The organism is Opitutus sp., assembly GCA_024998815.1.
In the GTDB taxonomy this organism is placed as follows: domain Bacteria; phylum Verrucomicrobiota; class Verrucomicrobiia; order Opitutales; family Opitutaceae; genus Rariglobus.
In genome coordinates, this window is record JACEUQ010000001.1 from 154,373 (window position 1) to 174,364 (window position 19,992).

A 19,992-nucleotide genomic window follows, 5' to 3' on the forward strand; every position below is an offset into this window, starting at 1 on the left:
GTTTTTACTAGAAAAAACCAAAAACCTTTTCGAGGAGGCTCTAGCTAGGGGAGTGTTAGCCCCGTTGGTGGGCTTGTTTTCGGCGCGCGGTGCGGGGGCTAGCGGCCTGCGTATAAACCTGTCTACCAATGGTATTTGGCTGCACGTGGCGGCGATTCAGGGTGCTTACAAATCCAAGAAACCTTTCCAGAAAGGCTGAAACCAGCCCGGATTACTTAGGTCTTGGTTGAAACGCGCGGTTTTACGGCTCATTTCTGCTACACTTTAACAAAACTATGAACTCACTCTGGTATCTCGCCATCTTGATAGGTCCCTTCCTGTTCGGCTTATACGCGCAGATGCGCGTGCACGGTGCGTACAATAAAAACGTACAAATCCCTTCGCGCGGCCGCATCACCGGTCGTGAGGCCGCCGACGCAGTGATGCGCTCTGCGGGCATCACCAATGTAGAAATCGTCGAAGTCCCCGGCCAACTCACCGACCATTACGATCCCATTCACCGCCGCTTGGCGTTGTCGGAGTTAAATTACAACGGCACCAGCTTGGCCGCGCTGGGTGTGGCGGCGCACGAAGCCGGGCACGCCATCCAGCACAAAGTGGGCTATAGCATGATGACGGTTCGCCAAACCATCGCTCCGGCCACCCAGATCGCCGCCGGTGTGTCCAACTACGTGATCATGGCGGGTATTCTCATGCTCACGTTCTTGAAAGGTTTCGGTTCGCTCGGCTATAGTTTGCTCATGATCGGCGCCGTTGCGCTGGCCGTCATCGTGCTATTCCAATTGGTCACCTTGCCCGTTGAGTTTGATGCCAGCCGCCGAGCCAAGAAGCAGTTGGTTACCCTTGGCATCCTTGATAAGGACGAGATTAAGGGGGCCAACGAAACCCTCGATGCTGCGGCGCTGACTTACGTCGCCGCCTTTGTGGCCGCGTTGGGCTCCTTGCTACACGTGGTCATGATGCTGATGGGGAGCAATCGCCGCGAAGAATAACCGTTGTGTAAAAAAAAGACCGGGAGCCTTTGGGCCTCCCGGTCTTTTTTTTGTGTCCTGATTTCCGCTACCGCGGCCACCCATGGCCGCTGTAGCGGGCGGATATCATTCCTCCTTCTGCAGGGCGGCGATCACGGAGAAATCCTCCAGGGTTGAGGTGTCGCCCTTCACTTCGCGACCGGCGGCGATTTCCTTAAGAATACGGCGCATGATTTTACCTGAACGGGTTTTCGGCAGGCCGGCGGCAATCCGCACGGAGTCCGGCTTGGCAAACGAGCCAATTTCGCGGCCGATGTGCGAGCGGAGTTCCTCTTTGAGTGCATCGCTGGTGACGACACCGGTTTTGAGCGATACGAACACCACGAGCGCTTGGCCCTTGAGGCTGTCGGGACGGCCCACTGCGGCTGACTCGGCAACCGAGGGATGCGAAGCCAGTGCGGCTTCTACCTCGGCGGTGCCGATGCGGTGGCCGGAGATGTTGAGCACGTCGTCCACGCGGCCGGAGATCCAGAAATAACCGTCTTTGTCCTGCTTGGCTCCGTCGCCGGTGAAGTAAACGCCGGGGAAGTCGCCGAAGTAGGCCGTTTGGTAACGTGCGTCGTCATTCCATAGGGTGCGCAGCATCGAGGGCCAGGGCTTGGTGATGACCATTTTGCCATCAGTGCCGCGTGGCACTTCCTTGCCTTGTTCGTCGACGATCTTGGCCGCAACGCCGAAGAACGGCAGACCGGCTGCACCGGGCTTGAGCGGGGCGGCACCGGGCAGCGTGGCAATGAGGATGGAGCCGGTTTCGGTCTGCCACCAGGTGTCGACGATGGGGCAACGGCCTTTGCCGATCATCGCATGGTACCAGCGCCACGCCTCGGGGCTGATCGGTTCGCCGACCGAACCGAGCAGACGCAGTGAGTCGAGACGGTGGCGCAGAACGTAGTTGTCGCCCCAACGCATAAAGGCGCGAATCGCCGTCGGCGCCGTATAAAGGATGGTAATGGCGTGGCGGTCGATCATCTGCCAGAAGCGGTCGGGTTCGGGCTGGTTGGGCGCGCCCTCGTAAAGGAATACCGTCGAACCGTTGGCGAGCAGGCCGTAAACAACATAGCTGTGGCCGGTGATCCAGCCGATGTCGGCGGAGCAGAAGTAGCGATCGTTCTCCTTGAGGTCGAAGACGTGGTGGGCGGAGAGCTTCGCGCCGAGCAGGTAACCGGCGCTGGTGTGGAGAACGCCCTTGGGTTTTCCCGTGCTGCCGCTGGTGTAGAGGATGAAAAGCGGGTGTTCGCTGTCGAATGCCTTGGCTTTGTGCTGGTTGGGGCCTCCCTTCCAGGCGTCGTGCCACCAGATGTCACGGCTCTCAACCATGTTGATCTCGTTACCGGTCCGTTTGAGCACGATGACCGCTTGCACGCTCGGGGTTCCCTCGAGGGCGCGGTCGACCACAGACTTGAGCTCCACGACTTTGCCGCGCCGCCAACCCCCGTCGGCGGTGATGACTAGCTTGGCTTGGCAGTCGTTGATGCGATCCTTGATCGCCTCGGCGCTGAAGCCGCCGAAGATCACCGTGTGCACCGCACCGATGCGGGCGCACGCCAGCATGGCGACGATCGCCTCGGGCACCATGGGCAGGTAAATCGCCACGCGATCTCCAGCGTTGATGCCCATGTTTTCAAACACATGGGCCAGACGGCTCACGTGCATAGAGAGTTGCTTGTAAGTAATCGTGCGCACATCGCCCGGCTCTCCCTCGAAAATAATCGCGGCTTTGTTCTCGCGTGCGGTGCCGAGGTGGCGATCGAGGCAGTTTTCGGCAACGTTGAGCTTACCGCCCTTAAACCATTCGGCGTGCGGGCTTTTCCAGTTCAATACCGTGGTGAACGGCTTGCGCCAGACCAGCTGCTCGTTGGCCTGCCGCCCCCAGAAATTTTCTGGAGAGTTGACAGACTCGGCATGGAGCTTCTTATACGTGGCAAGACTTCCTAAGTTGGCTTGACGTTGAAACTCGGCTGAAGGCTTGAAAACCCGTTTTTCGCGGGACTCGGAGGTAATCTTAGGTTCTGACACGTTATTATTTTTAGGATTTTTCATGCGCGCGGATATTCGTGCGCTGGGGCTATGACCGTTGTTTCTGCGGTTTATAATCCCGTCAATGGTGTGCCAACGGTTTAGCACCCCTTATGCAGTCCGCTTCTTCTCATTTTTTTTATTCATTCTCATGGCTAATACATCCGCCCCCATCATCCCCGCTCCGGCTCCGGTCGAGAGCCAACCTGCGCCCCTGCCGGCTGCCGCTGACATCCCTGTCGCCGCCGTTCCCGTTGCGGTGTCCGCGCCCGTTGCTCCTCCCGTATTTGAGCGTCCGCCTGAGGTCGTCATCCACGTCGAGGGCGTTCTCGACATCGACATCCAGAAGGGGGGTAACGGCCAACTTCTTGACCTTACGCGCTACGGCAAACGTCGCCCATCCGATACCTTTGTTCCCAAGGAGCTGATCCGCCGCTTCAAATTACGCCAAGGCAGCCGCATCACCGGCACCGCCTGGCCCGCCGAGGGGCGCTTCACCAACCCAAAGATGAAGTTCGTCGAGACTGTCGACGGCATCTCCATCGATGAGCGCAAGGATCGGCCCGAGTTCATCGCGCTCACCAGCATGTCGCCCGACAAACAGCTCAAAACCGAGCTCAAGGACGGCCGTATGACCACCCGTGCCGTCGATCTATTTTGCCCCATCGGCAAAGGCACGCGCGGCCTTATTGTCGCTCCGCCGCGCACCGGAAAAACCACCCTGTTGCGCGATTTAGCCTTGGGCGTGCTGCAAAATCACCCCGAGTGCCACGTCATGATCCTGCTGGTCGATGAACGCCCCGAGGAGGTCACCGACTTCCGTCGTAGCGTCCCCGCCGAAATCTGGGCTTCGTCCAATGATGAAAACGTGGACAGCCACGTGCGCATCGCCGACATGGCTATCGAGCGCGCCAAGCGTTTGGTGGAGGTCGGCAAGGACGTCGTGCTTTTTATCGACTCAATCACCCGCTTGGCCCGCGCTCACAACACGCTTAAAAACTCCGGCCGCACCGGCTCGGGTGGTCTCGATGTGCGCGCACTTGAAAAACCCCGCCAGCTTTTCGCTGCGGCCCGCAACGTTGAAGAAGGTGGCTCGCTCACCATCGTGGCCTCGGTGCTCGTCGAGACCGGCAGCCGCATGGACGACGTGATTTTCCAAGAATTCAAGGGCACGGGTAACAGCGACTTGGTGCTCGACCGCAAGTGCGCTGAGATGCGCCTTTGGCCGGCGATGAACATCCAGTCCTCCGGCACTCGCAAAGAGGAGTTGCTCATCGACGCCAAGAAACTCGATTCGATCCACTTCTTCCGCCGCGCCCTCGTCGCCCAGAAGGTTGAAGAGGCGACCGACACGATGATTGCCCGTCTCTCCAAGACAAAGACCAACGAGGAGTTCCTCAAGTTAATCGCCCGCTAAGTCCGGCCCTAGCGCCGATTTTAGCGCGTTAGTCAGTTCAAAATTTAGCATTAAAAGTAGCGCAGACTTCCAGTCTGCTCCGCTTGGATTGCTGACGAGCCTGCACCTAGCACACGGTTCGGGTGCAGTGGTTTGATTACGCGTCTTTTTCCTTCGCCCGTTTCCCTAGCTTTTTTATTTTATGCGCACTGCTCTTGTCATTCTAGCCGAAGGTTTTGAGGAGCTGGAGGCCATTGCTCCGATCGACCTTTTACGCCGCGCTGGCGTCAACGTCACCGTAGCTGCGCTAGCCGAAACCATTCATGTCACGGGGCGCAGTGGCATCACCTTACATGCCGATTCGCCGTTGTCGGCGGTTGGAGATCAACTCTTCGACCTGCTCCTCATTCCCGGCGGGCCCGGGGTAAAACTCCTGCGCGCCGATCCGCGTGTACGGACGCTTGTTCTGGCCCATCACACCGCTCATCGCTGGCTGGCGGCGATTTGTGCAGCGCCAACCGTGTTCAATGACGCCGGTTTGCTCGCTGGCCGAAGGTACACCGCCCATTTTTCTGTCGCGAACGAACTGCCGACACTCCTCGGCGACGAGCGCACAGTGGCCGACGGGCAACTGCTTACTTCGCGAGGTGCGGGCACCGCAGTCGATTTTGGGCTGCTGCTAGTCGAGAAACTTGTTTCACCCCAAGCCTCGCTGGATATAGCGCAATCGATCTGCGCTTAACGATAGCGCCAATGGCACCGAGATGCGCCGGGCGGGGGGCTGATTGTAACTGCCTGTAATTCTTATTGATGGGGGCGAGCTGTGACGCACTGTTTGCTGTAACCGAGAGGGCATTCCTGCCGTCTTTATCCGAAATCGTGCGCGGGGTGGTCGTTTCTTATTTTCCCTGGCCTGCTTAAGACCCACGGAATGGAGCCGATAACTAAGTGCATAGTCCTGTTTTTTTAATACCTCATGCTCGCTTGTCGTAACCTCACTGTCCGTCCTCGTCTCGGCGCCGCGCCGCTAGTTCACGGCGCCACGGCCTGTTTCCCGACGGGGGGCTTGCATGCGTTGATTGGCCCTTCTGGCTGCGGTAAAACCACGCTGTTGAAGGGCATTTTGGATATCCTGCCCTCGGAGGGTGAGGTGAGTTTGCACGGCAGGGTGCTTGCCTCGCGCGAGGAGTTGTTACGCGAGGTGGCGTTCGCTCCTCAATTCAGTATCGCCCACGCCAAACTTACCGTGGCCGAAGCGGTGAGTTGTGCGCTGCGGCTGTATCAAAAACACGACCAGTCGAGCTTGGTCGCCCGCAACGCCGAACTCCTTCAGTTGGTCGGCCTCAGTGAGCGTGGGAACACGGTGGTGGAAAAACTCAGTGGCGGGCAGTTGCGCCGACTGGGCTTGGCGCTGGAGCTGACGACTGACCCGACCTGCCTGTTGTGCGATGAAGTGACCAGCGGGCTCGACCCACGCTCGGAGGACCAGATTCTGGCGGTGTTGCGGGCGCTGGCCGACCAGCGGGCCAAGACCGTGGTGTGCGTGATTCACAACCTGGCCAAGTTGGCGCAATTCAACACGGTCACGGTTGTGTTTGAGGGCGCGGTGGTCTGGCAAGGGCCGCTGGTGGCGATGTTGGACCACTTCGCAATCGCGGATGCGCTGGAGCTCTATGATCGGCTGAGCGAGCAACCCCGTACGCATTGGCAGGAGCGATGGGCGGCGGTGGTCGCGGGGGCCGATCACGCCAAGCCGGCGCTGGCGGCGACCGTCGTTCCCGCCGGCCACGGGCGCACGGAGCGGGGGCCGTGTGAGCGCCCGTCGGCGCTTTCCCAACTGCGCACTCTGTTGGCGCGCCGCTGGCGTTTGCTGGTGCGCGACCGCGGTTACCTGCTGCTCACCTTGGCAATCACCTTTGGGTTTCCCTGTTTAGTGGTGATTTTTGCGCTCGGTGGTTTGCCGCAGATGAAGGGCTTGGCCTTGGAGAGCACGGGCGGCTTTTTGGAGACCTTGCAGGCCCGCGCGGCGTACCGGCAGGCGTCGGCGGAGACTGCCACCTTGGTGTCGGGATTGATCATTTTCCAAGTGATCCTGCTCAGCCTGATGGGCAGCAACAACGGCGCGCGTGAGATTGCCGCCGAACGTGCGCTCTATGAAAAGGAGCGCATGTCGGGATTGCGCCCGACGGCTTACGCTTGGTCTAAGCTCCTGTACACCGCACTGCTGGGGGCGGCCCAAGGCGCATGGATGACGATTTTTGTGAAATTGCTCTGCGAGTTTCCGGGCGGGTGGGGAGCGCAGTTGGCTGTGCTGAGTGCGACTGGCGCCTCAATGAGTGTGGTCTGCCTAGGAATTTCGGCCATGTTAGCCTCGCCCGACAAAGCCTCTTTGCTGTCGATTTATTTGGTGGGGTTTCAGCTGCCGCTCTCGGGAGTGGTGCTGGCGCTGCCGTCGGCGTTGGTGTGGGCGGTGCGGCCGTTTATTGCCACCTATTGGGGCTGGGCCGGATACCTCATGGCGATGACCGACTCGCGGTTTTATGACGCGGTGGTGACGCTCGACAAGGGCTGGCTAGCGCCGCCCCTCGCTGCGGTGGGCGTGCTCGGCGCGCACTTTTTGGTCGGGTCCATCCTCGTGTTTTGGGGTTGCCAGAAAAAATGTTGGCCATGAACTTATGAACCTACCCCCTATGTCGCTTTCGCCCCTGCGTGTTGCGTTTCGTTACCTGTTGTTCGTGCTGCTGTTGGCCCCGCTTTTCCTGGCGACTGGTTGCGGCCGTTCAGGGGAACCGTTTCCGGTTCGCGCGTTTTTGGCGGCGCCCGACAACCTGCTTGGCAATCGCTACGAACTGGAGGCCGAGATTGATGCGCAGCTAAACTGGCGCGAGGGACTCGGGCGTATCATTGCAGTGCGCACGCTCCGCGACAGTGCCCGTCTGCCGATTTTCATTTCGGATTCGATGAAGGCTAATCTTTTAGTTGCTCAGCGTTACCGTTTTGAAGTCAGCCTTCGTAAGGGCGGCCTGCTCTACGTGGAAAACCTCAAAAAACTCTGACCATGCGCCGCCTCCCGCTCATCCTCCTCTTCGCTGCTGGTTCAGTTACTCTTCACGCACAGGACAATCCCTTCGGGACAGACGCTGGGGCTACCACGGGTGCCACCGGCGCGGCAAAGTCTGCTGGGAAGGCCTCAGGAGTTAACCCTTCCGCCGGTGGTTCCGCTGCCGAATCGCTGACTAGGGCAGTTAACATCAATAGCCTAGAGAGCGGTACTCTGCTGAAGGTGATTAACCAAGCTTTCGACACCAATTCCGACGCGATCGACCCAGAAAAGGGGACGATGAATTGGAAGGGGCATTCCTATGATGTGGGCCAGTTCCGCGTTTTCCGCGGCCGCTTTGAGCGCTACCTCTCGCTGCCGGCGACACGTGATCAGGATGATTACGCCGCGACGGTTACAGAGATTTTTAACCGGCTTTCCACCCGCACCGCCAACGGGTCTCAGGAAAATATAGTGGCCGCGTGGAAGTTGCTCTATCGGGCCGCCGAATTTGAGGCGGACGGCGGTAATAGTCTCGGGGTTGCCAACCAGGTTTTTAATGCCTGGCGCATCCGCGATGAGAAGGAGGCCATCATGGTCACCCAATCCGAACTTCAACGCATCCGCCGCCAACAATCAGGTCGGGTGGTCTATTCCGCCGACGTCATGGCATCGGAGACAGGCAAGACGATCGAGTCGGTTGCTAGTTCAGCGCTGCTGGGAAATTTGAATACAGGTGGCGCCGATTCGGGCTCTACAACCACCACAACAGACTCTACGGGCACGAAGACGACCACCGGCGCTGGCGCTAAAAAGTCAGGTGATGGGTCCGCTCCACGGCAAACTATCGGAAGCAGTACTACGGTCGGTGGCGCCAATCTGACCATGCAGGCCCGTGATCTCGCCGAGACCGAGGTTAAAATTAAGTCCTTGGAGGCTGCCGGAATGCTGTCGGTTACCCAGGCGAAGTTGCAGTTCCAAAGCCAGATCATGAGCCTGTTCATGCAGCGCCGATTCCAACACGCGCTGATTGCCGCCAGTTTTTACCGCTACATTTTTAAGGGGTCTCACCAAAACCTGGAGGTCGGTAAAAAGGAGCTCTCGTCATTCCTCCCCTCGACCGATCTGGCCATGACGGTCGAAACCATCGAGTTTTTGTCCCGCGAGGCCATCAACGACGTCAACAGTGGCATGTCGGCAGTGGGGTCCAGCTATGATGGCAATCGGAAGATCGCCGCGCTGGAGCGCCTTCAGGAGACATTTTTCCTCGGTGAATACCTTCCCGCGGTCACCCAGTTTGATCCAGCACGGAAGGATGCACTGTTGACGCTTTACCGCAAAGTGGACGAAGCGCGTAAGCTCGCGGATTTGAAGGATTATGAGGCCGTTATCCACCTCACCGACGAGATTGGTACGTTGACCGGCGACTTCCGCTCAGCCGAGGTGAACGCTGCGGTGCGTTCAGCACAACGCATGAGTACGCTCGCGCTCAGTGCAGCCCAGCAGGTGGCAGCCACGGGCGATTACGCCAAGGCACAGGAGTTGGTTGAGAAGTCCGCGCAGCTCTGGCCGCTCAATCCGTCGATCAAGAACTACAGCGAAAACATGGCCTCCCAGGCCGATATGGGTACCCAAGCCGGGGTGGTCTTTGACGATGCCTTTAAGCGCGATGACTTTCGGCGTATTTACGAACGCCGGGCCGAACTAGCCGCCGCCTTCCTTAACGACGGGGTTCGCGCCCCACAACTGAAAGCCGTCATTGATCGCATGGCGCGCGTGGAAATTTACCTCGCGCAGACCGAGGAACTCCTGGCGCAAAACAATGCCTTTTCAGCTTGGGAGGCGCTGGTCGCGGCAGTCGCTTTTGCACCCAATGACGTCGTGCTCAATCAGCGCATGGCCCAGCTTGCACCCCGGGTTGCGGAGTTCGTCGGCCGACTGGATCAAGCCAAGCGCTACGAAGCCGACCAACGTTTTGCCGCTAGCCTTACCCAATATCTGGCCGCCCAGGATATCCATCCGGCGAGTCAGCTTGCCCGCACTGGTTTGTCGCGGGTGAGCGAGTCGATCATGACGCAACTCTCCACGGAAGTCCCAGCCCCGATCGTTCGGTAACCGGCACGGAATTGTTGCTTTACGCCACCGCCCAACCCGCCTAACACATTCGGTTAATCCCCTTTATGCGCACCCATTGAGCTTGGAGTGATCGACGAATAATCCACTCGAATATTCCCTCGGTGAGTCGACCTGATGCAGCTGCAGCGTTAGCCCCAACTTAAAACGATACCCCTAAAATGATCAAAATAGATGCCTACGATCTTGCCACCTACGTGAAGACACAACGCGGGGGCCCCCTGCTCACGATCCTCGACGAGGTTCGCGACTTGGTGTTTATCAAGGATGTCGACGGCCGATTCCTGTTCAGCAATCGCTCGCATCTGGCTCACATGGGACGCACCGAAGCCGAGTTGGCCGGTAAAACCGACTTCGACTTTTTCCCAGCGCGTTTGGCCGAGGCCTTTTACTCGGCCGAAACCCATATGTTTGAAACCCTAACCCCGGTTATCCGCCTGCAGGAGTCGGTGGATGCCAAGGGCCAAAAGTTTTACTCCACCGCCATCAAGATGCTGATTTGCGATCAACGCGGAAATGTCCTCGGTCTGATCGGTACGGTTCATCGTATCGCCATGGATAGTAAATACGACGTGGAGCAGTCCAAGGCGCACATCCTTTCAGTGCTGCGTTTCCAGCCGGGCATCACCCCCAGCCAGATGCAGGCCTTCGAAGCGTCCCTACCGACGGTGATGGAAAATCACTGAACCGGCCGACTTTCACGGCATAAAAAAACGACCTCCGTAATCGGAGGTCGTTTTTTTGTGCCTTAGGGTAAGCGCTAGGCTTATTGGCTAACGGTGACGATGCGGATGCTCTCCACTTCGACGCGTTGGGTAGGGGTGCTCTTTTCGCCGCCGCCACCGTTGGTCGTCGCGACGGTGGCAATCTTCTCGAGGACGTCGTCACCGGCGACCAACTGGCCGAACGCGGTGTACTGCTTGTTGAGGAAGCTAGCGTCGCCGTGGCAGATGAAGAATTGGCAACCCGCCGAATCAGGGCTGGCCGAACGGGCCATCGAGATGACGCCGCGCACGTGGGCCTTGGCGTTGAACTCGGCCTTCACCTTGTAGCCAGGATCGCCGGTGCCAGGCATACCGCTGGCACCCTTTTTGGTGTTGGGGCAGCCACCCTGGATCATGAAACCCTTGATGATGCGGTGAAACGCGGTGCCATCGTAGAACTTCTCGTTGGCGAGTTTTTTGAAGTTTTCGACCGTCTTTGGCGCGACGTCGGGCCAGAAGGCGAGGGTCATTTCGCCGAGGGAGGTCTTGATGATAGCTTGTTCAGTGGAGGTGCTCATGGGAAAAGGGCGAGCAAGCCGGCGGGGCCTCCGCAGGGCAAGCCAAACTAAGGCCTTCATTTTGGGGTTTGGCCTTTGCGGATTTGAGATTTCAGTGAGGCACACATGCCCTATTTCGACCACAACGCCACCACCCCCCTCGCCACGGTTGCCCGCGAAATATGGCTACGGGCGCAGGACGAGGCCTGGCAAAACCCCTCGAGCCCGTATCGGGCGGGCGCGCAGGTGAAGATTCGCCTCGAAGCAGCACGGGAAAAGTTCGCCATTTTGCTGGGGGGCGAGGCTGAGCGTTATGTGTTTACTTCCGGTGCAACGGAGGGGGCCAATCTCGTTTTGGCGCATTGGGCGCGCACCTTGCCTGCCGATGCCCTGATCGGGCTCAACCCGACCGAGCACCCCTGCGTTTTGGCACCGGCGCTGGCCTTATTTGGCACTCGTGTGCGTTGGCTAACGCTGGACGCGGCGGGCGTGGTGGATGTGGCCGCACTCCGGCAAAGTAACCTATTAGGTTACTCTGGCGGCCGGATTGCTGCCGTCGTGGTGATGGCGGCAAATAACGTCACGGGGTTTTTGCAGCCGTGGGCGCACATCGCCGAGCTGTGCCAGCAGGCCGGCGTCGCCTACCTGTGCGACGCCTCCCAGTGGCTGGGCAAACTGCCCGCCGGCGGGATCGGGGGACACGGCTTCGTTATAGCCTCAGCCCACAAATTTGGGGGCCCGAAAGGGGTGGGGTTACTTAAATTGGCCCCGCAGTCCGAGGGGCTGCGCGGCCAACTCGGTGGCGAGCAGGAGCGTGGCCACCGTGGAGGAACGGAGGATTTTCCTGCAATCGCGGCGATGGGCGCGGCGTTGGCCGAGGCCGAACAAAAAAAGGTTTTTCTGGAGACGGAACGACTGCGTTGGCGCGATGACTTTGAGCGCGACCTCACCCTTGCCCTTCCGGGCTTACGCGTGGTGGCCGTTGGTGCTGACCGGCTTTGGAATACAGTGGCGTTGATCATGCCTTTTGGGGCAAGCACGCGCTGGGTCACACGGCTCGATAAACGCGGATTTCAGATTTCGACCGGCGCGGCCTGCGCGACCGGCAAGTCCGGCCCTTCCCCGGTGCTGGCGGCGCTCGGTTTTGAAGTCGATACTGCCCAGCGATTGGTGCGAGTGAGTGCGGGATGGGAGACGAGCGAGCTGGATTGGGGAGCGCTGCTTGGCGCTTTTATCGGGGTCGCTGTGGAGGTGCGAGAGTAGGGGAGGGATGAGTTTTTCAGTCTTTGCAAAGGCATCCCTTGGCAAGCGCCCCGCTTTGTGCACCATTACGGTTTATGTTCGTAGACGAGTGTGTAATTAAAGTTCAAGCCGGTGACGGCGGACGTGGAGCCGTGAGCTTCCGCCGCGAAAAGTATGAACCGTGGGGTGGCCCCAACGGTGGCGACGGCGGTCGTGGCGGTGACGTTGTCCTTCTGGGCGATGACGACACCAACAACCTCATCGACTACAAGTACAAGCCGCACTGGAACGCCAAGGTGGGCGAGCACGGTCAAGGCGCTGATTGCAACGGCAAAGAAGGCGACTCATGCATTCTGCGGCTGCCGCTCGGCACCGTCGTCATTGACGAGGAAACCGGCAAGGCCGTCGCGGAAGTCATCGAGGACGGTCAACGCATCGTTCTGTGCAAGGGCGGTAACGGCGGCTGGGGAAATACCCATTTTAAAACGGCCACCAATCGGGCGCCCAAGCGAGCCAACGCCGGTCAGGAGGGCGAAATCGGCAAGTTTCGACTCATCCTCAAGAGTATCGCCGACATCGGCTTGGTGGGTTTCCCCAATGCCGGTAAGTCCTCGCTGACTACGCGTATCACCAAGGCCCGCCCGAAAACGGCAGCCTACCCTTTCACTACGCTGCACCCTCAGATCGGTGTCATCGAGTATCCTAAATCCTATGACCGCCTACTGCTGGCCGATGTTCCTGGCTTGATCGAGGGCGCCAGCGAAAACCGCGGGCTTGGTCATCGCTTCCTGCGGCACATCGAACGTTGCACACTGCTCATGTTTCTCATCGACATGGCTGGCACCGACAACCGTGACCCCCGCGAGGATTACAAGACGCTCGTTAATGAACTGAAGCTCTACGACAAGACTCTGCTTAAAAAGCCCCGCGTCGTCGTGGCCAACAAGATGGATGTCGAAAGCTCGGCGGCGAATCTCAAGAAATTCAAAACCCGTAACAAGGTGGACATCATTGAAATCTCCTGTGCCACCGGCGAGGGGCTAGAGGAGCTAACCGACGCGTTGCGCAAGCGGGTGGTCAAAAATGGTGGTACGCCACGCATGATCAAGAAAACCGCCTGAGCCGGTCCATCGTTCCATGAGTATGACTCCAGAAGGTCGATCGCTGTTGATGCGGGCGAACCGGTTGTTAGGCGCCAGTCTGGTCGAGGCCAACTTGGTTAAAATCGAAAATCTCGAGTCCGCCAATGAGCGGCTGCTCGAGCTCATTGCGAGTGGCAACTACCGCAAAAGCTCCGTGCTCGCCATTCTCGCCTACGAGCTGCAAGTGGTGCAGGAGGCGGATGTTTTGCACCATGTGATGGACGAGCTGGGTGTAGGAATCGTTGATCTTCGTTCCTACGATGTGCCCGAAGAGCTCGGGACTGCCACGGATTTGAACTCATGCTGGGCGACATGGACGATCCCCTTCGACCATGAAGAGGGGGTTTATTTTGTAGCCACCGCCTACTACTTGAGTCCGGCCGTGATTACCTATTGGGAAAAACAATTGGGCGGGCCGGTCGTGTGGTACTGTACCAATTTGGAGATCATCGCCGACTATATGGAAAAGCTTGAGGCTTCTCGCGCTCCTGTACCGGTTTCCCCCGCAAATTAATCCGCCATGCCTCTCGGAAAAATCCAGACCCAGATTGTCTCCAAGCTCGCTGGGATGGCGCGTCTCACCGACGTCCAGGTTCAGGCGCTGGTTAATCACCCCGACGACCTCAATGGTGACGCGCTCGACAAGCTGCTCACCGAGGAGTACCGGGTTACTGCGTTCCAGATTTTTGTGGCGCGCGCCAAGGCGGTTAACATGGCCCCTTTTAACGTAGCCCGCTGGAAGCTTACCCCCCAGACCTTCGAGCGTATCCCACAAGAGTTTTGCCAAGAGAACCTCGTGCTGCCGGTTGGACAGGTAGGCGACATGCTCCTCGTTGCTTTCGCCAATCCGTTTGAGGTCAACATCCCGGTTAAAATACAGGAGATGACCGGGATGAAGGTCGCCCGTCTGCTGGGGCGGGAAAAAGACATCAAGGACAAGTTCGTTAAAGAAACCCCTGGCTCGGTCGGCTTCGAAGACGTAGTTCAACAGATCGGCGCCGAGTTCGGTACTTCCGCTGATGCTGTTGAGGTAGACGAAGTCACCGAGGATTCAGGCCCGATTATTCAGCTTTCCAACCGAATCATCGAAGACGCCTATTATTTGGGTACGTCCGACATTCACATCGAGCCGCAGGAAAAAGAAGTGGTCGTGCGCTACCGCATCGACGGTATCTGCAAGGAGAAGTTGCGCCTGCCTGCCAAGGTTGGGCCGGCGCTCGTAGCCCGCCTCAAGATCATGTGCAACCTCGACATCGCCGAGCGACGCTTGCCGCAGGACGGACGTATCGTTTTTAAGCAGTATACGAAAAAGGGCGTCGATATCGACTTACGTGTGTCTACCGCACCGCTCAATCACGGCGAGGGCGTGGTGATGCGTATTCTGGATAAGCAAAAGTCCACTCTGCCGATGACCGCTTTGGGTTTCTCCGAGGAGAATCTTCGGAAATACCGCGAGGTTATTCAGCAGCCTTACGGTATGATTTTGCACTGCGGGCCGACCGGCTCCGGTAAGTCGATGACCCTGTATTCCGCCCTTAACGAGATCAACTCGCCGGAGTTGGTGATCCGTACGGCTGAGGACCCCATTGAGTACACCTTGGCAGGCATTAACCAGATGCAGATGCACAAGCAGATCGGGTTGACCTTCGCCAGTGCCCTGCGCGCCTTTTTGCGGCAAGACCCCGACATCATTCTGGTGGGTGAAATTCGAGACAAGGAGACCGCCAACATCGCAGTCGAGGCGGCGCTCACGGGCCATTTGCTGATATCCACGCTCCACACCAACGATGCGCCGAGCACGGTTGCCCGTATGACGGATATGGGAATTGAGCCGTTCATGATCTCGTCTTCGCTGCTGTGCGTTTGCGCGCAACGTCTGATCCGGCGGGCGTGCAAGACCTGCAAAGTCCAGAGTGAGCCGACTCCGCGTGAGAAGGAGATCCTTGAAAAAGCGCTTGGTTGGAGCGGGCCTATTTACAAGGCGGCGCCCAAGGGCTGCCCCAAGTGCGGAGGTTCAGGGTACAAGGGCCGCGTCGGTATCCATGAACTGATGATCACGACCGAAGAGCTCATCGAGGGCATCAATAAGGGCTTTGAAACCGCCGAGCTTAAGAAAATCTGTATGCGGGCGGGCATGAAGACCCTTCATCAAGACTCCATGCTAAAGGTGAAGGACGGCCTGACCACGATGGAGGAGGCAATTGCCAACGTTCCGCTCGATCTTTGATTTTACCACCCATGAACCGATTGTTTGCTCTGCTCGTTTGCGCCGTACTTGCCCTTAGTGCCGGCTGCTCCAAAAAAAACAAGGAAGTGCCTGCGGCGATTAAGTCCGAGGCTGCGATGCTCGCCAGCGAGGCTCAGTTCGCGATGCAGATCCGTGAGTTTAGCCGTGCCGAAGAGTTGATGCAGCGGTCGCTAAAACTGCGCGATGACATGCCTGAATACTGGGTGACCCTTGGTATGGCGCGTCGTAAGCAGGACAAAACGGACGGTGCGCGCAAAGCCTATAAAACCGCATTAGAGCTCCATGCTGATCGTTATAAGGAGGGGCATCAGCCTGAAGAACTCGCTCAGCAAGCCTTCGTACTGGCCTTGCTCGGTCGTGGTGACGAGGCAATCGCGCTGTTAAATCAGGGGCTTAAGGATCATCCGAATAGTCCTGCGATGCAGAAAATGGCCGATCCTCGTGGCCTGCCTCGTACCTTTAAAACAGAGGAATTCAAGGCGCTGAAGCTGTGATTTCAGCGGATGGAGTCCTGTTTATAGGATTGCGCGCTGATCGTTAACGCCGGCGTAGGGCCTTTACAGGTACACCCCACCACCCAACAAGCGCTCGCCGTCATGGATTGCGAGGATTTGCCCGCTCGCAAGTCCTCGCTGGGGCTCGTCGAAACGGACCACGGCGGAGTCAGCGGAAAGCGGGGTGAACTCAATCGCCACTCTGGGGTCGCGATAACGTACACGGCCCTCCAGTCGGCAGCGAGTGGTGATCGGCGCACTGTTCCATTGCAATGCGTGCAGACGTACCTCGGCTTGGAACAACCCGGGCGCGTCGGCTGAGTCAAACGCTACTAGCAGCGCGTTGTCGTCGGCGCGTTTGCCGACGACGACATAGGCCTGATTATCGGTATTTGACGGCACGCCGATGCCTTTGCGCTGACCCAGAGTGTAATAGTGCAACCCGCGGTGTTCGCCGATGAGTTTGCCGTCGGTTGCGCGGAGGATCGGTCCGGACAAGTCGGGCACGTATTGACGGAGAAAGTCTTGCATTTTGACCTCGCCGATAAAGCAGATGCCTTGGCTGTCCTTTTTGGCGGCTGTAGGCAGGCCAGCCTCAGCGGCTAGGCGACGCAGTTCGGGTTTGGGCAAGTGGCCGATGGGAAAGCGGGCATCGGCCAGTTGGTCCTGTGAAAGCAGGGAAAGAAAGTAGGACTGGTCCTTGTTCTTGTCGGCACCTTCAATAAGCGCAAAACGAGCACCGCCGGCCTGTCCCTCGTCGCCGCGAGTGAGACTCGGCGTGTTGGTGAGTTCGATACGGCGGGCGTAGTGACCGGAGGCCACTGCTGAGAAACCGTGGTCGCGGGCCCAGTGACGGAAGACCCCGAATTTGATCTCGCGGTTGCACATGATGTCGGGGTTGGGGGTGAGACCGCGCTGGTAACCGTCGAGCAGATAGGCGACCACGCGCTCACGGTAATCCTGCATCAGGTTGACCACCCTGAACTCGATACCGAGCCGATCGCAAACCGCACGGGCGTCATCAATGTCCTGCATCCACGGACAGTGGCCGATGACGTTGTCCTCGTTGATCCAGTTTTTCATGTACGCGCCCACCAGATCGTGGCCCTGGCGCTTGAGCAGCAGGGCGGCGACGGAGCTGTCGACTCCACCGGACATGGCGACGAGGATTTTTTCGGTTTTCGGCACTGATCATGACGACGTGATCGGAGCGGGTGGTTTGTCAATCGCTAGTCCTCTGGTTGATGGCTCGTCTTGTGTTTTCGGTCTTGTGCGAAGGCATCGGGCCCAATGATATCGGCGGCACTATCATGGCTGCTCGTGTCCCTAAAATTGCTAGCGCTTGGTTAACTTCGCCGACACAGGGCGTGATTGAGCTTTGCCAAGATTGGCGGGCGCGAAAGCTCCCTCCGTTAACGTTGAGTTCAGGTGCGAGCTTTGCGGGGTTACACCGAGTGCCCGACTACACCTTCGGCTGTCAGAGCGCCTATTTCGTTAATCGTAAGGGCGAAATCTGGTTTTTCATCCGAAGTGAGCTTCACCCCGAAGTGATCGCCGACAAGGAGAAGGTTTTTCTCGCGGGCGATTTCAACGGTTGGCAAGAGGCGGTTTTTCACACAGAATGGACGATGCGGCCCGCAACTCTGGGAGGTGAATCAGTGCTCATCTGGTCGGGGCCGGCGGAGCGGTTTTTTAGGCAGCCGCACTTTAAGTTCAAATTTGTCACCGATAAGGGACGGTGGTTGAATGTGCCCAATTCGGCTCCGAATGGCGTGCGGGACGAGACGGGGAACCTGAACTATTCGATCGATCCTGATCGTACAGGTCAGCACTTGTTCAAGTTCGACCTCGCCGCCCCCCTCGATTTGTCGTCTTCTTGGTCGGTACTTTGGTATTCGTTTAAGTCCGACCTCTCGGCGCCCCTGGATTTATCTTCCGCGTGGTCGGAACGTTGGTCGGAAGCGGCTGATTCACACAGCGTACCGCTGATGCCTGGCGACTTCTTTTTCCAGATGGAAAGCAACTTGCCGATGGGCGCCGGAGTGAAGGGCGGCGAGACGGTTTTTCGGTTGTTCGCACCCCGCGCTAAAACCGTTGAGTTATGCGTGTGTTCGCAACTGAGTGAGCAGCACGCCCCTTATCGGTATGCGCTCAATAGCCTCGGTCAGCTTGGTGGTATAAATGCGGGCGTGTGGGAAGTGGTGTTGACCGAGAATTTACACGGTTGGTTCTACTGGTACCACGTGGACGGGCCAAGGGATGTCTGCGGGCTTTTTGAGCCGGCGCATCGGGTGCTGGATCCCTACGCGCAGGCCACGATCGGTCGGCTCGGGCCAGGCATCGTGCTCGACCCACAATGGGTGGGGAAGGGGGATCGAGGCTTTAAGACGCCGGCATGGCAAGATCTCGTGATTGCCGAAGCACACGTGCGCGACTTGGTTTCGCACGCGCCACTAACCCTGGACGGGGACGAGCGGCGTGGGTTCGCCGGACTCCGCAAGTGGGTCGAGCATCCCGATTTTTATTTACACCGGCTCGGGGTGAACTGTGTCGAACTCCAGCCGGTGCAGGAAAATGATGCCGCTTCGGCAGACGAGTATCACTGGGGTTATATGACCTCCAATTTCTTTTCGCCTCATAGCGGCTACGCCACCAATCCGGCTAAGGCCAGCGGGGTGAAGGAATTTCAAGACCTCGTGCATGCCTTCCACAAGCGGGGGATGGCCGTGGTTTTGGACGTGGTTTACAACCACGTTGGCGAGCCGGCGCATCTGATGTTTGTCGACCGGCTGTATTATTTCGAGCAGGACAACAAGGGCCAGTTGTCCAATTGGAGTGGTTGCGGCAATGACCTACGCTGTTCCGCGGCCATGGTCACGCGGCTGATCATCGACAGTTGCCGGCACCTCATTGAGACCTACGGCGTCGACGGTTTCCGTTTTGATCTGGCCGATTTGGTGAGTGCGCCCGTGCTGATGAAGGTCGAGACCGCGCTCAAGCGTGTGAAGCCCGACGTCATACTGATCGCCGAGCCGTGGAGTTTCCGCGGGCATATCGCGGGCGAATTGCGCGACACGGGCTGGGCGTCGTGGAATGATGGTTACCGCAACTTTGTGCGTGAGTACGTTCGCGGCAGTGGAACGCGGGAGGGCTTTGAGTACTACCTGAAGGGCTCACCGTGGTATTACGCGAAATGGCCGGCTCAGACGGTTAACTACACGGAGTCCCACGACGACAAGACGTGGATCGACAACATCACCGACAATGCCAATCGCAACGGCGACACGCCAACGGCCAATGATCGTCGGCGTACGCATTTGATGGCTTCGATCCTATTTATGTCCGTGGGCATTCCGATGCTTTCGGCCGGACAGGACTTCATTCGCTCCAAGCTGGGTATCCACAATACCTATCAAATGGGCGAGGTGAACGCCTTGGATTATCGTCGCATTTTCCGCTTCCCGTCCACGCATACTTATTACGCAGATTGGATCGCCTTCCGACGCTCCGAGGAGGGGCGCTTGGTCCGTCATTTTACCCGCGCGAGCGAAGGATTTTTTCAGTTTTATTGGGCGCGCATCACTGCGGCTGCCGCGATTATCTATAATGCGGACCTTTCGCAGGGCCCTGTTCAATTGCTTTTTGCGATCAATAACACGCTCAGCGATGTGACGATTTCCCTCGGCGAGGGCATCGCTTCGCCGGCTTGGCGGCAACTCGCCGACCATGAGCGGTTCTTTGGCAACGCCGGCGTAACTGCGCTTCGGCAAACCGTAGCGAATGAAATATTTCTTCCGGCGCTAGGCTGCGCGTTGTGGATCCTTGATGCGTAACGGGTCGTGCGACCAATAAACGCATCTTAATTACCACAAGTTGCGCACCCAAAACCCTTGCCAACGGCAAACGGCTCGCCTTCTTTGCTCATCTCGCGCCTTCACGGCGCGATTAACTTGTTTCAGCAACCTAACTCATAGAAACGGATTCCTCCC

The 19,992-nt window shown here is 58.3% G+C and carries 16 protein-coding genes; 13 read left to right on the plus strand and 3 right to left on the minus strand.

Going from position 1 to position 19,992, the window contains the following annotated elements:
- Nucleotides 1-275 precede the first annotated feature (275 nt).
- Entirely contained in the window at nucleotides 276-992 is a 717-nt protein-coding gene (locus H2170_00605) for a zinc metallopeptidase (protein MCS6298591.1), read from the plus strand.
- A gap of 105 nt (nucleotides 993-1,097) precedes the next feature.
- Here the strand turns inward: H2170_00605 and acs are convergent, their stop codons facing one another.
- Nucleotides 1,098-3,071 (minus strand): acetate--CoA ligase, encoded by a 1,974-nt coding sequence (gene acs / locus H2170_00610; protein MCS6298592.1) that lies wholly within the window; start codon nucleotides 3,069-3,071, stop codon nucleotides 1,098-1,100.
- Nucleotides 3,072-3,198: 127 nt separating this feature from the next.
- Between acs and rho the strand changes: the two genes are divergently transcribed.
- The 6 genes from rho (at nucleotide 3,199) to H2170_00640 (ending at nucleotide 10,302) form a co-directional block, all read left to right on the plus strand.
- Entirely contained in the window at nucleotides 3,199-4,464 is a 1,266-nt protein-coding gene (gene rho, locus H2170_00615) for a transcription termination factor Rho (GenBank protein MCS6298593.1), read from the plus strand.
- Between the two features lie 181 nt (nucleotides 4,465-4,645).
- Nucleotides 4,646-5,185: a DJ-1/PfpI family protein gene (locus H2170_00620; protein ID MCS6298594.1), complete on the plus strand. Its 540-nt coding sequence runs from the start codon at nucleotides 4,646-4,648 to the stop codon at nucleotides 5,183-5,185.
- A 234-nt stretch (nucleotides 5,186-5,419) separates the two neighbouring features.
- Nucleotides 5,420-7,114, plus strand: coding sequence for an ATP-binding cassette domain-containing protein (locus H2170_00625; protein MCS6298595.1), 1,695 nt, complete (start codon nucleotides 5,420-5,422; stop codon nucleotides 7,112-7,114).
- A 4-nt stretch (nucleotides 7,115-7,118) separates the two neighbouring features.
- Nucleotides 7,119-7,499, plus strand: a complete 381-nt coding sequence (locus H2170_00630; GenBank protein MCS6298596.1) for a hypothetical protein — start codon at nucleotides 7,119-7,121, stop codon at nucleotides 7,497-7,499.
- Between the two features lie 2 nt (nucleotides 7,500-7,501).
- Entirely contained in the window at nucleotides 7,502-9,598 is a 2,097-nt protein-coding gene (locus H2170_00635; protein ID MCS6298597.1) for a hypothetical protein, read from the plus strand.
- A 179-nt stretch (nucleotides 9,599-9,777) separates the two neighbouring features.
- On the plus strand, nucleotides 9,778-10,302 hold the full coding sequence (locus tag H2170_00640) for a PAS domain-containing protein (GenBank protein ID MCS6298598.1): 525 nt from the start codon (nucleotides 9,778-9,780) through the stop codon (nucleotides 10,300-10,302).
- A gap of 80 nt (nucleotides 10,303-10,382) precedes the next feature.
- Here H2170_00640 and H2170_00645 read toward each other — a convergent pair whose 3' ends face one another.
- Nucleotides 10,383-10,898 (minus strand): peptidylprolyl isomerase, encoded by a 516-nt coding sequence (locus H2170_00645; GenBank protein MCS6298599.1) that lies wholly within the window; start codon nucleotides 10,896-10,898, stop codon nucleotides 10,383-10,385.
- Nucleotides 10,899-11,003: 105 nt separating this feature from the next.
- Here H2170_00645 and H2170_00650 point away from each other — a divergent pair, with 105 nt between their 5' ends.
- The 5 genes from H2170_00650 to H2170_00670 all read left to right on the plus strand — a co-directional run bounded on the left by H2170_00650 (nucleotide 11,004) and on the right by H2170_00670 (nucleotide 16,003).
- A complete protein-coding gene (locus H2170_00650) occupies nucleotides 11,004-12,140 on the plus strand; it encodes an aminotransferase class V-fold PLP-dependent enzyme (protein MCS6298600.1) in 1,137 nt (378 codons plus the stop codon).
- A 74-nt stretch (nucleotides 12,141-12,214) separates the two neighbouring features.
- Nucleotides 12,215-13,240 carry a GTPase ObgE gene (gene obgE / locus H2170_00655; protein MCS6298601.1) on the plus strand — a complete coding sequence of 342 codons (1,026 nt, stop codon included), beginning with the start codon at nucleotides 12,215-12,217 and terminating at the stop codon, nucleotides 13,238-13,240.
- A 16-nt stretch (nucleotides 13,241-13,256) separates the two neighbouring features.
- Nucleotides 13,257-13,775, plus strand: a complete 519-nt coding sequence (locus H2170_00660; protein MCS6298602.1) for a hypothetical protein — start codon at nucleotides 13,257-13,259, stop codon at nucleotides 13,773-13,775.
- Nucleotides 13,776-13,781: 6 nt separating this feature from the next.
- Nucleotides 13,782-15,488, plus strand: a complete 1,707-nt coding sequence (locus H2170_00665) for a type II/IV secretion system protein (protein ID MCS6298603.1) — start codon at nucleotides 13,782-13,784, stop codon at nucleotides 15,486-15,488.
- 11 nt (nucleotides 15,489-15,499) lie between these two features.
- Nucleotides 15,500-16,003: a hypothetical protein gene (locus tag H2170_00670; GenBank protein ID MCS6298604.1), complete on the plus strand. Its 504-nt coding sequence runs from the start codon at nucleotides 15,500-15,502 to the stop codon at nucleotides 16,001-16,003.
- Nucleotides 16,004-16,066: 63 nt separating this feature from the next.
- Here the strand turns inward: H2170_00670 and mnmA are convergent, their stop codons facing one another.
- Nucleotides 16,067-17,161, minus strand: coding sequence for a tRNA 2-thiouridine(34) synthase MnmA (gene mnmA / locus H2170_00675; GenBank protein MCS6298605.1), 1,095 nt, complete (start codon nucleotides 17,159-17,161; stop codon nucleotides 16,067-16,069).
- Nucleotides 17,162-17,310: 149 nt separating this feature from the next.
- On the opposite strand from mnmA, the gene H2170_00680 reads away from it, so the two are divergent.
- Entirely contained in the window at nucleotides 17,311-19,836 is a 2,526-nt protein-coding gene (locus tag H2170_00680) for a glycoside hydrolase family 1 (protein ID MCS6298606.1), read from the plus strand.
- The last annotated feature ends 156 nt before the right edge of the window (nucleotides 19,837-19,992 follow it).

Excerpts from the sequence above, each read along its gene's own strand:
- H2170_00605 (MCS6298591.1), top strand. The coding sequence starts at position 276 with ATGAACTCACTCTGGTATCTCGCCATCTTGATAGGTCCCTTCCTGTTC.
- acs (MCS6298592.1), bottom strand. The coding sequence starts at position 3,071 with ATGAAAAATCCTAAAAATAATAACGTGTCAGAACCTAAGATTACCTCC.
- rho (MCS6298593.1), top strand. The coding sequence starts at position 3,199 with ATGGCTAATACATCCGCCCCCATCATCCCCGCTCCGGCTCCGGTCGAG.
- H2170_00620 (MCS6298594.1), top strand. The coding sequence starts at position 4,646 with ATGCGCACTGCTCTTGTCATTCTAGCCGAAGGTTTTGAGGAGCTGGAG.
- H2170_00625 (MCS6298595.1), top strand. The coding sequence starts at position 5,420 with ATGCTCGCTTGTCGTAACCTCACTGTCCGTCCTCGTCTCGGCGCCGCG.
- H2170_00630 (MCS6298596.1), top strand. The coding sequence starts at position 7,119 with ATGAACCTACCCCCTATGTCGCTTTCGCCCCTGCGTGTTGCGTTTCGT.
- H2170_00635 (MCS6298597.1), top strand. The coding sequence starts at position 7,502 with ATGCGCCGCCTCCCGCTCATCCTCCTCTTCGCTGCTGGTTCAGTTACT.
- H2170_00640 (MCS6298598.1), top strand. The coding sequence starts at position 9,778 with ATGATCAAAATAGATGCCTACGATCTTGCCACCTACGTGAAGACACAA.
- H2170_00645 (MCS6298599.1), bottom strand. The coding sequence starts at position 10,898 with ATGAGCACCTCCACTGAACAAGCTATCATCAAGACCTCCCTCGGCGAA.
- H2170_00650 (MCS6298600.1), top strand. The coding sequence starts at position 11,004 with ATGCCCTATTTCGACCACAACGCCACCACCCCCCTCGCCACGGTTGCC.
- obgE (MCS6298601.1), top strand. The coding sequence starts at position 12,215 with ATGTTCGTAGACGAGTGTGTAATTAAAGTTCAAGCCGGTGACGGCGGA.
- H2170_00660 (MCS6298602.1), top strand. The coding sequence starts at position 13,257 with ATGAGTATGACTCCAGAAGGTCGATCGCTGTTGATGCGGGCGAACCGG.
- H2170_00665 (MCS6298603.1), top strand. The coding sequence starts at position 13,782 with ATGCCTCTCGGAAAAATCCAGACCCAGATTGTCTCCAAGCTCGCTGGG.
- H2170_00670 (MCS6298604.1), top strand. The coding sequence starts at position 15,500 with ATGAACCGATTGTTTGCTCTGCTCGTTTGCGCCGTACTTGCCCTTAGT.
- mnmA (MCS6298605.1), bottom strand. The coding sequence starts at position 17,161 with ATGTCCGGTGGAGTCGACAGCTCCGTCGCCGCCCTGCTGCTCAAGCGC.